This window comes from Sphingobacteriales bacterium, from assembly GCA_016719635.1.
Taxonomy (GTDB): Bacteria; Bacteroidota; Bacteroidia; order Chitinophagales; family JADIYW01; genus JADJSS01.
The window spans coordinates 1-15021 of record JADJYT010000011.1 but is presented as its reverse complement, the minus strand read 5'-3'; the positions used below and the strand labels follow the sequence as shown (position 1 = coordinate 15021).

At 42.2% G+C, this 15021-nt stretch carries 14 protein-coding genes and 5 pseudogenes; 6 read left to right on the top strand and 13 right to left on the bottom strand.

Annotated elements, in window-relative coordinates; translation table 11 throughout:
• Positions 1-33: 33 nt before the first annotated feature.
• The 4 genes from gldD to mutY all read right to left on the bottom strand — a co-directional run bounded on the left by gldD (position 34) and on the right by mutY (position 3641).
• Positions 34-606: a gliding motility lipoprotein GldD gene (gene gldD / locus IPM95_13790; protein ID MBK9330336.1), complete on the bottom strand. Its 573-nt coding sequence runs from the start codon at positions 604-606 to the stop codon at positions 34-36.
• A gap of 89 nt (positions 607-695) precedes the next feature.
• Positions 696-2054 (bottom strand): gliding motility-associated protein GldE, encoded by a 1359-nt coding sequence (gene gldE / locus IPM95_13785; GenBank protein ID MBK9330335.1) that lies wholly within the window; start codon positions 2052-2054, stop codon positions 696-698.
• A 24-nt stretch (positions 2055-2078) separates the two neighbouring features.
• Entirely contained in the window at positions 2079-2519 is a 441-nt protein-coding gene (locus IPM95_13780) for a single-stranded DNA-binding protein (protein MBK9330334.1), read from the bottom strand.
• 60 nt (positions 2520-2579) lie between these two features.
• Positions 2580-3641, bottom strand: coding sequence for an A/G-specific adenine glycosylase (mutY, locus tag IPM95_13775; protein ID MBK9330333.1), 1062 nt, complete (start codon positions 3639-3641; stop codon positions 2580-2582).
• Between the two features lie 439 nt (positions 3642-4080).
• Between mutY and IPM95_13770 the strand changes: the two genes are divergently transcribed.
• The 3 genes and pseudogenes from IPM95_13770 (at position 4081) to IPM95_13760 (ending at position 6919) form a co-directional block, all read left to right on the top strand.
• Positions 4081-4386, top strand: a complete 306-nt coding sequence (locus IPM95_13770) for an integration host factor subunit beta (protein MBK9330332.1) — start codon at positions 4081-4083, stop codon at positions 4384-4386.
• 13 nt (positions 4387-4399) lie between these two features.
• On the top strand, positions 4400-5233 hold the full coding sequence (locus IPM95_13765) for a tetratricopeptide repeat protein (GenBank protein MBK9330331.1): 834 nt from the start codon (positions 4400-4402) through the stop codon (positions 5231-5233).
• A 146-nt stretch (positions 5234-5379) separates the two neighbouring features.
• Positions 5380-6919, top strand: a pseudogene (locus IPM95_13760) (ribonuclease E/G).
• Positions 6920-7008: 89 nt separating this feature from the next.
• On the opposite strand, the gene frr reads toward IPM95_13760, so the two are convergent.
• Complete coding sequence (gene frr, locus IPM95_13755; protein MBK9330330.1) at positions 7009-7572, bottom strand: ribosome recycling factor; 564 nt, start codon at positions 7570-7572, stop codon at positions 7009-7011.
• Positions 7573-7709: 137 nt separating this feature from the next.
• On the opposite strand from frr, the gene IPM95_13750 reads away from it, so the two are divergent.
• From IPM95_13750 to IPM95_13740, 3 genes are read left to right on the top strand one after another with little or no spacing between them, the layout of a single operon-like run.
• Positions 7710-8879, top strand: a complete 1170-nt coding sequence (locus IPM95_13750; protein ID MBK9330329.1) for a hypothetical protein — start codon at positions 7710-7712, stop codon at positions 8877-8879.
• Positions 8879-9208 (top strand): hypothetical protein, encoded by a 330-nt coding sequence (locus IPM95_13745; protein MBK9330328.1) that lies wholly within the window; start codon positions 8879-8881, stop codon positions 9206-9208. The genes IPM95_13750 and IPM95_13745 overlap by 1 nt, the downstream gene beginning before the upstream one ends.
• A complete protein-coding gene (locus IPM95_13740) occupies positions 9189-9761 on the top strand; it encodes a T9SS type A sorting domain-containing protein (protein MBK9330327.1) in 573 nt (190 codons plus the stop codon). Before IPM95_13745 ends, IPM95_13740 begins: the two co-directional genes overlap by 20 nt.
• A gap of 144 nt (positions 9762-9905) precedes the next feature.
• Here the strand turns inward: IPM95_13740 and IPM95_13735 are convergent, their stop codons facing one another.
• The 8 genes and pseudogenes from IPM95_13735 to IPM95_13700 all read right to left on the bottom strand — a co-directional run bounded on the left by IPM95_13735 (position 9906) and on the right by IPM95_13700 (position 14884).
• Positions 9906-10616 (bottom strand): UMP kinase, encoded by a 711-nt coding sequence (locus IPM95_13735; protein MBK9330326.1) that lies wholly within the window; start codon positions 10614-10616, stop codon positions 9906-9908.
• A gap of 10 nt (positions 10617-10626) precedes the next feature.
• Entirely contained in the window at positions 10627-11016 is a 390-nt protein-coding gene (locus tag IPM95_13730) for a hypothetical protein (protein ID MBK9330325.1), read from the bottom strand.
• 107 nt (positions 11017-11123) lie between these two features.
• Positions 11124-11360, bottom strand: coding sequence for a hypothetical protein (locus IPM95_13725; protein MBK9330324.1), 237 nt, complete (start codon positions 11358-11360; stop codon positions 11124-11126).
• A gap of 60 nt (positions 11361-11420) precedes the next feature.
• Positions 11421-12256 (bottom strand): annotated as a pseudogene (locus IPM95_13720) (elongation factor Ts).
• Positions 12257-12306: 50 nt separating this feature from the next.
• Positions 12307-13112: pseudogene (rpsB, locus tag IPM95_13715) on the bottom strand (30S ribosomal protein S2).
• Positions 13113-13287: 175 nt separating this feature from the next.
• Positions 13288-13605: a 30S ribosomal protein S9 gene (rpsI, locus tag IPM95_13710; protein MBK9330323.1), complete on the bottom strand. Its 318-nt coding sequence runs from the start codon at positions 13603-13605 to the stop codon at positions 13288-13290.
• Positions 13536-13933 (bottom strand): annotated as a pseudogene (gene rplM / locus IPM95_13705) (50S ribosomal protein L13). The gene rpsI and the pseudogene rplM overlap by 70 nt, the downstream one beginning before the upstream one ends.
• 236 nt (positions 13934-14169) lie before the next feature.
• Positions 14170-14884, bottom strand: a pseudogene (locus IPM95_13700) (zinc metallopeptidase).
• Positions 14885-15021 lie beyond the last annotated feature (137 nt).

Sequence of the window (15021 nt, the reverse complement as noted above, 5' to 3'; positions counted from 1 at the left end):
AATTCTTTGCGGTTCAAAAATGGACAATTCATTTTACCTCCACTCCAGGCTTTCGATGATGTGTTCCACATCTTTCCTGAAATAGGCAATCGACGGTGCGATGGAATCCGCATTGGGTGCGGCGTAGAAATAAAGAGAACCCCGTAAGAAATGGCGGGCACTGTCCGTTACATAAAACTGTACCCCGCTGGCGGCGTTGCCGCCCACATCGTACAGGATGCCGGATACGTTCTTGTTCTTTCCTCGAACGGGTGTTTCGTCAATATAATCCGCTTTCACGGTATGCTTGAACGTCAGCTTGTAGCTGTCGCGGATGAGTTTATCCAGCGTATTGTTCTGGTCAATGGAGGTATAGCTAAAATAGATTTTCCCTTGGTAGTCCGGATAAACGATATTGAACCAGCAGGGGTGCGCATTGATTTCTTCCGGGTTGGACGAATCTTTCTGTATCCGGCCGTAATCAGCATATTCAAACGTGAAAGGACAAACGGTATTGCTGTAGGAGGTATATGTCCGTTCCTTCGGGAATTCTATCCGGAAATAAGCAGTACGTTTCGGGGTGTAGTTTTCCTGCAGGATGTTACAGTTAATGTAACAATTAAGCAATGTAAGAATATAATGATGTTTCGCTGTTTCGTGGAAAGGATATTTCGTTTTATTTGTTTCATTGTTTCATTGCTACATTGTTACATTATTTAATTAATCGTAATCTTTACGCGTATCACTCTCGTCTTATCTGCTTCTAAAATCAAAAAAGTGAACTGTTCGAATTTCAGCACATCCCCTTCCACCGGAATTTCGGAATTTAATTCAAGAACCAATCCTGCTAAAGAATCCGCGTCGCCGCTCACTTTTTCAAAGGAATTTCCGGGAATTTCCAATACCTTGCAAACATCGTTTAAGGCGGTTCTTCCTTCAAAAATGAAGTTATAGTTGTCAATCTTCTTGTAGTCGATTTCACTGGCATCATCAAATTCATCCTTGATATCGCCGATAACCTCTTCGAGCACGTCTTCCAGTGTCACAATACCCGAACTGCCGCCGTACTCATCCACAACAATTGCCATGTGTACCCGCTTGGTCTGGAAGTCTTCGAGCAGATCGTCAATCTTCTTGGATTCCGGAACAAAGAAAGGCTGCTTGATTAACTGCTGCCAGTGGAAATTCTTATCTGCATCAATATATTTCAGTAAATCTTTGGCGTAAATGATACCCACCACTTTGTCGAAGTTGTCTTCCACTACCGGAATACGGGAGTAGCCCGACTCACGGACGGTGTTCAGCAATTCCTCGAAGGTAGCGTCTTTATCTACTGCCACCACATCCATACGGGAACGCATAATTTGCGTCACTACGATGTTTCCGAATTTTACGATACTCTTCAGGATTTTGGTATCGTTCCGGTCTGAGTCATTCTTATCCTGGGAATTGGTGATGTCTATCGCTTCATCTATATCCTGAGCCGTAACAATATTTCTAACACCTTCCAGTCTCTTTTCGAAAAAATTTGAAGTGAAGAGCAGGGACTTTATAATCGGTGAAAAGAGTTTATCGAAGGCGCTTAAAGTTTGAATGGTGTATTTGGAAACTTTATAATGGTTTTGTGTTGCATACAGCTTCGGTATCACTTCGGCAAACAAAACTATTATGAATGTTTCAAATGAAATCTTAATAATAAACAAAAGGGTCTCGTGTGATTCTGCAAATTCCGGTTTCAGTAATATCTCTAATATGTTTTCAAACATTAAGACAACCGCGAGCGTAAATAATGTGGTGGTCAGAACAAAAGTTGCAAGAAACCGTCTGGGTTTTTTTATAAAGTCCAATATCAGGATATCAGTGTTATTGTTGCTCCTTTCCAGTTCCTGAATTTCATGGTGTTTAAATAAGAATATGGCGACTTCAACAGCGCACATCATTGCGGTAAATACCAATAAGATAAATATTCCAATCAGCTCATAAACCAATGTAACGTCAAATGGGTTGAAGATATCACTCCAGGCAGCTGTAAGCAGGAAATTCAGTAAAAAAGGTATGGGAATGCCGTCGTCCAATATTTTATAATTTCTTTAACCCATTTAGAATGGTAAATCATCATCAAAACTCGGTTCTGTCAACGAGCCGGGAGTAGTGGATGAATCTGTCTCTGACTTATGTTCTGTCCCTGTCACCGGAGGGGCGGATGATGGATCTTTCTTATCCAGCAACTGAAAATTCTCAACGACAATTTCAGTGGTGTATCGTTTGTTGCCCTCCTTGTCTTCCCAGGAGCGGGTTCTTAGTTTACCTTCAATAAAAACATTGGAGCCTTTCTTTAATATGCGTTCCGCCCGTTCCGCCACGCCGCGCCACATGACAATATTATGCCATTCCGTCTGTTCGGTATAAGTGCCATCCTGGTTTTTGTAGGATTCGTTGGTAGCTAATGGGAAATTACAAACTGTGGTCGTCGCATTAATCTTTCTAACTTCGGGGTCTTTGCCCAGTCGACCAATTAGAATAACTTTATTAACACTCATAGTTTTACAATTAGTTTACAAATATACGTATTTTGATGTCTGTCAATGATATTCGTTAATCTAAGATAAAAAATTTAATCTATCTGCCAAATAAGAACGGATAATTTTTTGGATAAGCGTACTCAAATATGGATTTTTGGCAATCCTGAGATAGGATTCATCCGGCTTTGGCAGCTTATTCAGCCTGATTTCACAGAAATAAGCGTTAATGTGTTGATGGGAGAGGGTTTGACGGTAGGTAAATGTTGGCCGATGGTCGACGGTCGATAGCCCGACGTATTTTTTTAATACGGAATTAGATGGAAACTGCGGGCTGTGGTCTGCGGGCTTTGCACTTTCCTCCATCGGAAACTCAAACAGCCCTTTCCAGATGTCCTGGTCCGTTCTTTGGCGGATGAATATGTTTTTGGCGTCGTGGAGGACGAAATAATGGAAATGCCGGTCTTTTTTAAACAGTTTCTTGGATTTGACAGGCAACAGGCGGATGGCATCCGATGCCAATGCCCTGCATTCCGAACTGAACGGACATTGCCCGCACAATGGCTGCTGCGGTTTGCATATCAGTGCGCCGAAATCCATCAGTGCCTGGTTGTGAAGTGCAGGATTCTTCCTGTCCAGCAGCTTGTCCGCCAATGCTTCAAATTGCTGTTTTCCCGGAGTCGTATCAATGGTCGTTTCAATGCCGAATACCCTGGATAATACCCTGTATACATTGCCGTCCACCACCGCGTGCGGCAGACCGTAGGCAAACGAAGCGATGGCCGCCGCCGTGTATTTTCCTATGCCTTTCAAATCAAGGATGGCTTGATAGCCGGAAGGGAACTTTCCGTTGTGTTCATCCACAATCTGACGGGCTGCGCTGTGCAGGTTTCTGGCGCGTGAATAATAGCCCAGCCCTTCCCACAGTTTCAGTACTTCGTCCAGCGGTGCAGATGCCAGTTTTCTGACGGTCGGATATTTTTTGATAAATGCCAGATAATAGGGTTTTCCCTGTTCTACGCGGGTCTGCTGCAGGATGATTTCCGACAGCCATATTTTGTAGGCATCCTTTGTCTTCTTCCAGGGCAGATTTCGGGTGTCTGGGTCGTACCATTCTGAGAGTTTCCGGGAGAACGATTTCATTCAGATGCAAAATAAGTATTTTCGTTTAATCCGTTCTCCTTATGTTTCCACTCGGGCAAGTATGCAGCTCTGCTTTGTGCAGTTTCGTACTTGTGCGCTGTTTGTTAATGTTTATCTCGCATTTGTAACCATTCTCCGTTTCGTTTAGCACCTCTATTTAAAAAACAAGGCTAAAGATAATCTTGCTTACTGTTGCTTTTTGGGTTGGCAGTGATAAACCAACGACGGCGAGATGATATAAACTGTTTCGGTCAGCCTCTGGACACCAACCGATAGATAAATAACAGCAAAACCACTAATTTTCCTTTAAAATCAAAATATTATTTAATGAATACCTGCTTCTTTACACGTCCCATATTAAAAAAACCCTAATTTCGTGTATATTAGTAAGTTAGTTAGAAATAATTTTGCATTTTTGTAATCCAATTAAACATGAACCATGAGAAAAGCAGACATTATCACCACCATTTCTGAGAAAACAGGGGTGCCTAAAGTAGACGTATTAGTAGCTATGGAAGCCTTCTTTAAGGAAGTAAAAGACACCCTGGCCGACGGTGAAAATCTGTATGTGCGCGGTTTTGGCAGTTTTATCGTAAAAACGCGTAAAGCAAAAATCGGACGTAATATCAAGAAAAATATCGCCATTGAGATTCCGGAGCACCAGATTCCGGCATTCAAACCATCAAAAGTCTTTGTGGAGCAGATCAAGGAATCCAGCGCCAGGCGTCTAAAAGACAGCGAATAGTTAATTTACTACAGTGCAGAAGGGACAGATAGCATTAGGTGCAGGCGCACTGATTTTAGCAGCAGCACTTTATTTCGGAGGGAAAACTACCTCTAAGAAAGAGAATGTTACCATACCGAATGCGCAGTCGGTTTCTTTTGAAGCGTATCAAAAGAGCAGGGAGAATGCTTTGGAAGCAATGAACAGGGAAAAGCTTGGCGGACTTGTTTCCACTTTAAAAGTACCTGAAAATGATACTGCTGCCCGCAAAAAAGCCTGTATTCAGTTGTCCGAATTCTGGAAAGAGCAGCATAATCCTGCTTTAGCCGCTTATTACATCTATCAATATGCCCAAATAGACCAGACAAAACCGGCGTTTGAAAATGCCGGAGATGCACTTTTAAGTATATATAAAAGTGGTTCAGACTCAATTATTTCAAATAATTTGATTACCTTTGCGCTCCGTTCTTACGAGGAGGCAGTCAGGCTGGATGGTAGTGATGTTGAATTGAAGATAAAACTGGCGGATGTATATGTACAGGGTTCGCAGGAACCGATGAAAGGAATCGGCCTATTGCGCCGGCTCTCGGACAGCCTTCCGGACAACATTCCGGTCTTGTTGGCATTAGGCAGGTTATCCATTCAGTCCGGACAATACGACAAAGCGAAAGAGCGTTTGCAGAAAGTGCTGAAGTTGTCGCCGCAAAATACGGAAGCCATGTATTTTCTGGCCATAACCGAAGCGCAGTTAGGACATACGGAGGAAGCCATCAGGATGTTTGAAATGTGCAAAGAGTTGGTAGGAAACAAAGATTTTGATAAAGAAATAGACGAAGTCGTCAAAAATTTAAAAAGTAAAAAAGTTTAACTATGCCTTGCGGAAAAAAAAGAAAGCGTCATAAAATCGCGACGCACAAAAGAAAGAAAAGACTGAGAAAGAACCGTCACAAGAAGAAATAAGTCACAAGTCGTGAGAAAAGAATACTTGCGGCTCACAACTAATAAACTAAACACATGATAAAAGAATTAGTGATACATGCTAATTCCAAAGGTGTTGAAATTGCGCTTCTTGAAAACAAAAAATTAGTCGAATTTCATCTGGATGCTTATGACAAAGAGGGTTTTGCAGCAGGAGATATTTACCTGGGAAGGGTAAAGAAAATAAATCCGGGATTAAATGCAGCCTTTATTGATATCGGGCATGAAAAAGATGCTTTCATACACTATTCAGATTTAAGTCCATATGTCCGTTCTGTCCGGAAGTTCAGTTCGGATGCGTTCAGGGGCGAGCAATCACACTTATTGGATACCTTTGAGTTTAAGACTACCATTCAGAAGAACGGGCAGATGGTGGATGCTTTGGAGAAAGGCGATATCCTTATTTTCCAGATTTCCAAAGGCCATCTCTACGAAAGGGCCGCGTCTGACCTGCGAATTATCCATTCCGGGAAGGTACGTGGTGCTGGTGCCGTTCACCAATACGGTCGGCATTTCCAAAAAAATTGATAAGCCGGAAGAACGAGACCGACTGCATGACATCATGCATCAGATTAAGCCGAAAAATTTCGGCTTCGTTGTTCGGACAAACGCGGAAGGTGTTGGAAAGGATGAACTGAAACACGATGTGCAGAACCTGATGAACAAGTGGAGAATCATGACGGAAAATGCGCGCTACCAGAATCCGCCAAAGCTGCTGCTGAAGGAGATGAACAAGACATTCTCCATCGTACGTGATTTGATGAACGACAGCTTTTCTAAAATCATTACCGATAATCCTACCTTACATGGCGATTTAAAGGCCTATATCAAAGAACATGCGCCGGAACAATCTTCCATCCTGAATAGATACGACGACAAAACGCCTTTGTTCGAAACGTTTGACATCAGCCGCCAGATAAAAACGGCTTTCGGAAAAACCGTCACCTTAAAAAGCGGCGCTTATGTCATCCTGGAGCATACGGAAGCGCTGCACGTCATTGACGTGAACAGCGGGCCTAAGGTGAAAAGAGATGTGGAACAGGATACGCATGCCTTTAACATCAATGTGGAGGCGGCACAGGAAATTTCGCGTCAGCTCCGCCTGCGTGATATCGGCGGTATCATCGTGATAGACTTTATTGATATGAAGTCGTCGGAATATAAGCATAAGCTGTACGAGGCGATGCTGGAAGCGATGAAACCCGACAAGGCGAAACATGTCATACTGCCGGTGAGTAAATTCGGGCTGATGGAAATCACCCGCCAACGGATGAAAGAACAAGTCAGTATTGATACCTGGGAGCCGTTGCTGCACGGCAACAGCAAATATAAAGTGGACCAGCCGCTGCAGATTATCGATAATATCGAAACGGAACTGATGCACCTGAAAACGCACGATGCTAAAAATTTTCTGCTTTATGTGCATCCGTTTATCTATGCCTATATGAAAAAGGATACCTTCTCGTTCCGGATGAACTGGTATTCGAAGATCAAGAAATGGGTTCGGTTAATCCAGGATTCCTCTCTGCATCTGGCAGAATACAAACTGGTGACGAAGGAAGGCGAAAAGGTATAATTGTCCACGTATCCTATGTTTGCAGAAGACGAATTTGAACTTTAGGATTTTAAATTTTAGTGGAAGTCTGTTTGTCAATAACAGAAAATCTATATCGTCATAATCTCTTCTTCTTTCAGCTGCAGCATCTTGTCCACTTTGGCAATATGGTCGTTGGTTAACGTCTGAATGGTCTCTTCCGCATCTTTGCCAATGTCCTCGCTTAATCCGTCTTTCACCAATCCTTTAATCATTTCATTGCCGTCTTTGCGGGCGTTGCGTATAACGATTTTGGTCTGCTCACCGTGGTGTTTGGCTTGTTTTACCAGGTCGCGGCGGCGTTCTTCCGTCATTGGTGGTACGGACAATCGGATATTCTCTCCGTCGTTTTGCGGGGTAATGCCGATATTGCTTTGGAAGATGGCGCGTTCCACATCGCCGATAATCTTTCGTTCAAAGGGCTGTACCAGCAATGTCCTCGCATCCAGTAATTTGATGCCAGCCACCTGGTTGATGGGAGTGGGCATGCCGTAGTATTCCACCATGATTCCCTGCAGCATATCAGGACTGGCTTTGCCGGCCCGTACCTTGCGCAGTTCGTCTTCCAGGTGCTTCAGGCCTTTATGCATCGAGTCCTTCGTTTCGTCGAGTATCATTTGTACTTCTTCTTCCATCGTTGTGCAATTTATGCTGGCAAAGATAAAATAAATAGTGGACAGTTAGCAGATGACAGTTGTCAAAATATGCAGCGCTGTTTTATAATTTCTTTAGTATTTGTATCATACAATGAAATTGTATAAATTTGATAACGATGAATCAGTTCTTAAAAGCAATAACGCTGTGGTTGTTATTTTTTCCGAACATTAGTAGGATACACGCGCAACAACTGTCATTAGTGCATTGTATGGATGGCGGCAGGTCGGAAATATTGCGTTCATTTGATGTTTTGCCTACCAGAGAATATTTGATGGACATCCGTTCAAACTCGAAATCGGCTTACTTTGAAAGGGATAATGTGGATTCTTTATCGTATTACTTCGGTACAAACTGGCTGGTAAAACTGGATGCCGACGGAGATACCTTGTGGGGTAAACGTCTCGCACATACAGAAAAAGCCTTACATACTGAATATTTTCCTTCATGGTTTGGTCTTATTCATTTCACAGTTTTTGGATATCCTCTTACCGATAATTTATACAGCGTACTTGATGATGAGATTATTCTGCATTACAATTTTTTTGAATCCATACAGTTGGAATCCCCGTATGGAGTCATTAATGATTCGCTTAGAAACAACATTCTGGCATTTGGCATATTGAGGAGTGATAACGGAGCAGAGATGGTTGAACCGTTCCCGATAGATACGCTGACTTATTTTCCAAAGGATACATCAGTCGATATTGGACATTGTTTTGTAAACAAATTAAATGACAGCATTTACCAGATGGCAGTAATATATTCTAAAACACATCCCTATGCTTTTGAGTATGAGGGATGGGACTTTAAGAATTTTTACCGGATTAATATCAATTCGAAATCAGTAATCAAACGAAGTTATCCGGGGTATAACTATAAAATTTTCAAGACTAATGAGCACTTCTACCTATTAGAAACATCCGCTACCGGAGTCAACTTTTCAATGTTGTCTGAAGAAGCCGCTATTGTGCGTTCAACTTCTTTGAATATGGCGAATCAAAATCCCGATATACTTGATTTGCTGACAGTATTGGAGAATGGGAATTTAGTACTGGGTGGCGTAATCAATATCAATTCAAGCGATACCACGTTTCGGTATGCCATCGTATTGTACACAATTAATAAAGATGACCTGACCTATTCCGTACAAACTTTTATAAACCATCCGGATGCCCAGTATGTCAGCATGCAGATTAGTCCGGTAATGAATACGGTTAATCTTTACCCCTGGGATTTTAATTTGAGTAATTATCCCCAGACAGACCAAAATCAACTTATTTTCTGATGACTGAATATATCACAGATATAGATACATTTTACAGTGCTAAATATTTATATAAAATGAAAGAGAGTACGGGGGAGATGGAGTGGTCTCATGCCATTGAAAATATAGAAGCGGTTTTGGCAATTGAATTAGAAGATGGGGTATTATTGCAGGAATACAATTTGAATGGAGATGGGCTTACTATTCCTGCGTATAGGAATGTATTTGAAAATGAATGCGTCCGGGAACGCTTGTATGGTCATCCGTATTGCCTGGATACCATCATTTTGGATAGTATTGTTTATTTCAGTAAAGAGATGGCTATGCCCAATGAAATTAAATTACGGTGATAAAATCGTGTTTAAAGCTGATTATATTGATACCACCAACAATAACAGCTATAATACCACCCCTTTCTATTTTATCTTGTCTTTAGCTGATGGAAAGGTGGAACGTATAAAGTTGCCATCAGGGTTCACCTCTAACGATTATAATCCCGGGACACAATACTTAAAGGATATCGTGTTTTTTAATAATGCGTCTGACGAATTATTTATACTGACTGAGCGAAATAATCAATGTACAGATTCCTCTATGGGTGATATTGTCATTTACAAATATCAGGATATCCTGAATAATACGGTTAACAAGCCCTTGTCATCAGCGCAGGATATTACGATTTACCCCAATCCAGCAAATTCGGCTATTACGATACGATTCAACGGACAACAAGCGACGGAGAATGCGTTTTATGTGATATATGACCTTACCGGAAAGAATATAGCATCCGGAAAATTAAACCCGGCAGAAACAGCTGTCAATATCTCAAATATCCCGGCTGGGATGTATTTGCTACAAATAAACAGCGACAGGATGACCGAAACAAAAAGTTTCAAATCATAAAATAAAGAAAAAGAGAATTGAGTAGATACTTAAAATCTCACTACTTAATGCTAATTACTCACTATTAAATCAAGTTTTCTCCTCCTTCCTCGTCGAAAGGACACAGGTACTCAAAAAAATCCTAAACCTCAAATCCCAAATCTCTTAACTCACCAACGTCCCAATCTTTTCACCTTGCAGGATGCGCAGGATATTGCCCCTTTCCTTGATATTGAAAACGATGATCGGCATGTGGTTTTCCTTGCATAGTGCAAAAGCAGTCTGGTCCATGACGCGCAGGTTCTTAATCAGCACATCATCAAATGAGATGGTTTCGTATTTCGTGGCATTCGGGTCTTTCTTCGGATCAGCCGAATAGATGCCGTCCACGCTGGTGCCCTTTAGAATGACATCCGCTTCAATCTCGTTGGCACGCAATGCCGCAGCCGTGTCGGTGGTAAAATACGGGTTGCCCGTCCCGGCTGCCATGATGATGCATCTGCCTTTCTCCAGGTGGCGAACGGCCCTTCTTCGGATATACGGTTCGCAGACTTGTGAGATGTTTAAAGCAGATAACAAGCGGGTGTAGATGCCGCGTGACTCAATGGCTCCCTGCAGCGCCATACCATTGATGATGGTGGCCAGCATGCCCATGTAGTCTCCCTGTGAGCGTTCTATACCGATATTGCCGGCCTGCAGGCCGCGGAAAATGTTGCCGCCGCCAATCACCACGCCCACCTGATAGCCGGCCTTGATCACTTCTACGATTTCGTCGGCGAAGAGGCCGAGTGTGTCCGCTTTGATGCCGTATTGCTGGTCGCCCATCAGGGCCTCGCCGCTAAGTTTGAGTAGTACTCGTTTGATAGGTTTGTTCATGGCAGGTGTTTTATAATAAGGTGTAATCTGTTAATTCAATGCTTTCATAACGATTCCCTGTATCAATCAGATTGCCGGAGCCATCTGTGAAATCTACATTAAAGCTATTGTTGATTTTTCTAACTAATCCTTTTTGTGAGAAAAATTCGGTAGTTTCAATAGATTGCGGGAAGAACTTCCTTAAATAGTTTAATTGATATTTACAGCATTGAAAGGTGCCTTTGGGCGTTGTGATTGTTGCTTCACCCAAATTCTTTTTCTCTATTTTAACCAGATCATTTTCCCTGTAAATCCAGTTGTCGGTATTAAAGCTCAAAATGACGGATATTGTTGAGTCAGGTTCTGCTATTTTCCCCAATTCCAGTATTCCGTCCTCATAGGAAGCTGGTTTTTCTAACACGTAATAACTGAGAGATAACCCCGGTTCACTTATATATTGTACAAAGGAAGAATTCTCATTGATACACAAAGCAAAAGATCTGTATGGATTCTTATTAGAATAACACTCTATTTTTGCATAGTTTTTCCATCATAGATGGTATCTTTTACAACCGACAGATGAATGGTATCATAGGTGGTCGTATCACGAATGGTATTGTAGTCTGAAAGGATTGTTTGTACGTATGTCCAGGAATTTCCTGCTTTAGAAGGAAATGAAGTCAGGTTACAGTTTGCCGTTGTACTTTTCTTGCAGGAAAAAAGCAGTAAAGAAACAAATGACAGAACAGCAAACTTTTTACTCATAGATACTATACAACATTAAATTTATAAAAAAAAGAGAGAATAAAATTCCCTCTTTACTATTTACGAAAGTGTTACTCGCTTGAACGATAATACCGGTCAAATCTTTGTCCACAGATTTCAGATACTGATCGACCGTCTTGCTGCTGTCTTTTACAAATGCCTGCGCAATTAAGGTATTTTCTTTCAGCATGGTGTTCACCGCGCCTTCCGCTATTTTATCCAGGATGTTTTCCGGTTTGCCTGCTGCAATCGCTTTTTCGCGTGCAATCGCTTTTCTCTTTCTTTCAGCTCCTCCGATACGCCGCTCGCATCCACCGCTACCGGGTTCATCGCCGCGATTTGCATCGCCACGTCTTTACCAGCTGTAGTGATATCGGCATTCAGCGCTTTGTTCAGCTGAACCAATACGCCCATTCTGTATCCCATGTGGAGGTAGGATACGACTCCTTCGCCTTCCACCACTTCGTATTTTTCAATTCGATCTTTCGCCGATTTTCGCTAAGGTATCCAGCAATTTATCCTGGATGGAAACACCGTCCAACTGAGCGTTCTGTAAATCTTCCAGCGTTTTAATTCTGTTGGTTAATGCTACGTTTGCAATCGCTTTCGCTAAATTGATGAAGTCTTCATTTTTTGCCACGAAATCCGTTTCAGAACTTAAGTTTACGGCACAGCCGAATTTTCCGTCCTCACTGGTTAAGGCGACAACAACACCTTCATTGGCTTCCCTGTCGGCACGGTTGGCGGCTATCTTGGCGCCTTTTTCTTAAATAATCGATTGCTGCTTCAAAATCACCGTTGGTTTCTGTCAATGCTTTTTTGCAATCCATGATACCGGCACCGGTTTCTTGTCTTAATTTATTTACTTCTGCTGCTGTGATAGTTACAGTTGACATGTTTAATTTAATTTGAGAATGAATGAATGCGAGAATGAATGAATGTTATTTCAATTAAACTCCTTTACTTCTAATTTATCCCTTTTAGTCCGATAAACTATTCCAGCTGCTTCGGTTTCTACAGATGCATTAGCGTCCGCTTCCGCTTTCGTTTCCGCTTCTTCCTTGTCTTTTTTGCGCTCTGCCAAACCTTCTTTGATTGCTTCTACCAGGTAGTTCGTAATTAACTGGATGGATTTGGTCGCATCGTCGTTTGCAGGGATAGCGAAATCTACTTTCGTAGGGTCGCTGTTGGTATCCACCACACCGATGGTTTTGATACCTAAGTTTTTAGCTTCCGCCAGCGATGTGTTCGTGCGTGATATCCACTAAGAACAGCGCAGCCGGGATACGAGGCAGGTTTTCGATACCGCCTAATACCTTGTCCAGCTTTTGCCGCTGACGGCCCAGCATCAGTCTTTCTTTCTTGGTGATGTTGTTCAATGCGCTATCGCCTAACATCTTTTCGATGTTTTGTTTTTTCTTAATGGATTTGCGGATAGTGACAAAATTTGTCAGCATACCACCTAACCAGCGCTCTGTAACGAAAGGCATGTTTACCTGTTTGGCAGCTTCCTGTACAATTTCTTTCGCCTGTTTTTTGGTAGCGACAAATACATTTTTCTGCCGGATTTGGCGATGGAGCCTAGTGCGGCTGCAGCTTCTTCCAGTTTCTCCTGTGTCTTGTTTAAGTCGATGATGTGGATACTTTACGTTCCATAAAGATGTACGGTAACATTTTGTGATTCCATTTTTCTTTGGGACGGTCCGAAGTTTAACCTGCATCCAACATTTCCTGCTGAGATAATTTAGACATTGCCATATAATTTCTTATAAATTTTTGAAAATTAACGTTTACTGAATTGGAAGCTCTACGAGCTTTTTCTTACCGAATTTCTTGCGGTCCACCATTCTGAGTCACGAGTCATCAGGTTTTCTGCTTTCAGGCAGGTTTCACTGTTTGGTCGTTTTCACCAAAGCACGTGCAATACCTAAAGAGATGGCTTCCGCCCGTCCTTTGATTCCGCCGCCTTTACATTGACGGTAATATCAAATTTGGAAGCAGATCCAGGATGTTCAAAGGCTTCAATGCCCCGTCTACCAGCTGTTTTAACGCGATATATTCCTTTTATTTCTTTGCCATTAATGATAAAGCGCTTCTTGCCGCTTTTTAAATAAACACGGTCAACTGCAGTTTTACGACGTCCTAATCCGTTGATTGCTTTTGCTATTTTATATTTTATTTGAATTTTAAAACTTCCGGGTTTTGTGCGGTATGCGGATGATCCGTACCTGCAAACACGTGTAATTTTTGAACATTGCTCTTCCTAGACGTGGGTGCGCGGGAACATGGGCTTATTGCGTTTTCAGAACGAATTCCGGTTTTTTAACGAAAGCTTCTTAGGTAAGTCATGAAACGCTGTCCGCCCTGATAGCTTGTATGACGGATGTACACTTTATCAGTTAATTTTTACCTGATAGGTGTACTTTCTCTGCATTGATGATAATCACATGATCACCGGTATCGATGTTCGGAGTGTAAGAAGGTTTGTTTTTGCCTTGTAAGATTTTGGCAATTTCAGAGCTGATACGTCCAAGTGTTTGGTTTTCAGCATCTACAATGTACCATTTACGCACGGTTTCTCTCGGCGTAACTGTTTTGGTTCTGTAAGATAATGTATTCACTTTATTGAAATTTTCTGTTTTTGAATAAGTCCTTAAAACGGGACTGCAAAGGTAGTTTTAGTAGTTGAATTTACTTCACCCTACCCTCAATATTTTATATTGATTTAACACAACTCCTTGAAATGAGCTGATGGACAACTTTTTTTTATGAAGTGAGGGTGGGCTATTTAGCCCACCCTGCCCTTTTATCAAAATATGGATTTATCAGTCTCTTCTTCGCACACCTGCAAAATGGAGATATAATATAATAGCGTAACTAGGGAGTTTAATGCGGCTACCACATAGGTGTGGAAGCTGCCCATTTTAAGCCGTTTTACTTTGTCGTATTCGTCACCCTGTAAAACCATGGTGGAGTCCAGCTACCATTTTAAGGCACGCGAGGAAGCATCGAATTCTACCGGTAAGGTGATGAAGTTTAAACAGTCGTGGTCAATGCGATAAGATAATACCTACAGCAACACCCACGGAACGCAGCCTTGGTGAACATCAATACGGCGAATCCGCCTAAGATCACCCATTCAGCCCATTGGGAAGAAACCCGAACGACAGGTACCAACTCAGGACGCATGGTCAGCCAGCTGTATGCCGTTGCGTGCTGTACGGCGTGTCTGCATTCAGCGTGCCGCAACCGGGGCTGCTGCCACACGCTGGATTGGGCATATACCCAGTCGCTCAGGCTGACCGTTTTGTCCAGCGGATTGTAATGGTCTGTCAATGTGCGCCGGGAACGGAAACCACTTTTACGTCAAATATTCCGTTATCGCGCAGCATTTTTCAGCCACTCCTTGCCGGTCAGATTGATCGGCAGCCCGTGAGTATTGTTTGAATCTGCGCCGTATGGTAAAATCCCACCAACCAGCTAACGCCCATGATAATTATCGATATTAAATAAATTCCGTTCATCGTGTAATTTTATTTTTTTTGATGTAACAAAAGATACCGCAAAAATAGTTCCGAACCTGAATTTGCCAAAAAGGCAGATTTAAGTGTCACCTCTGAGTTTTCGTAACGTTTTCTGGCTTCACGGGCGAAGGTTGTCC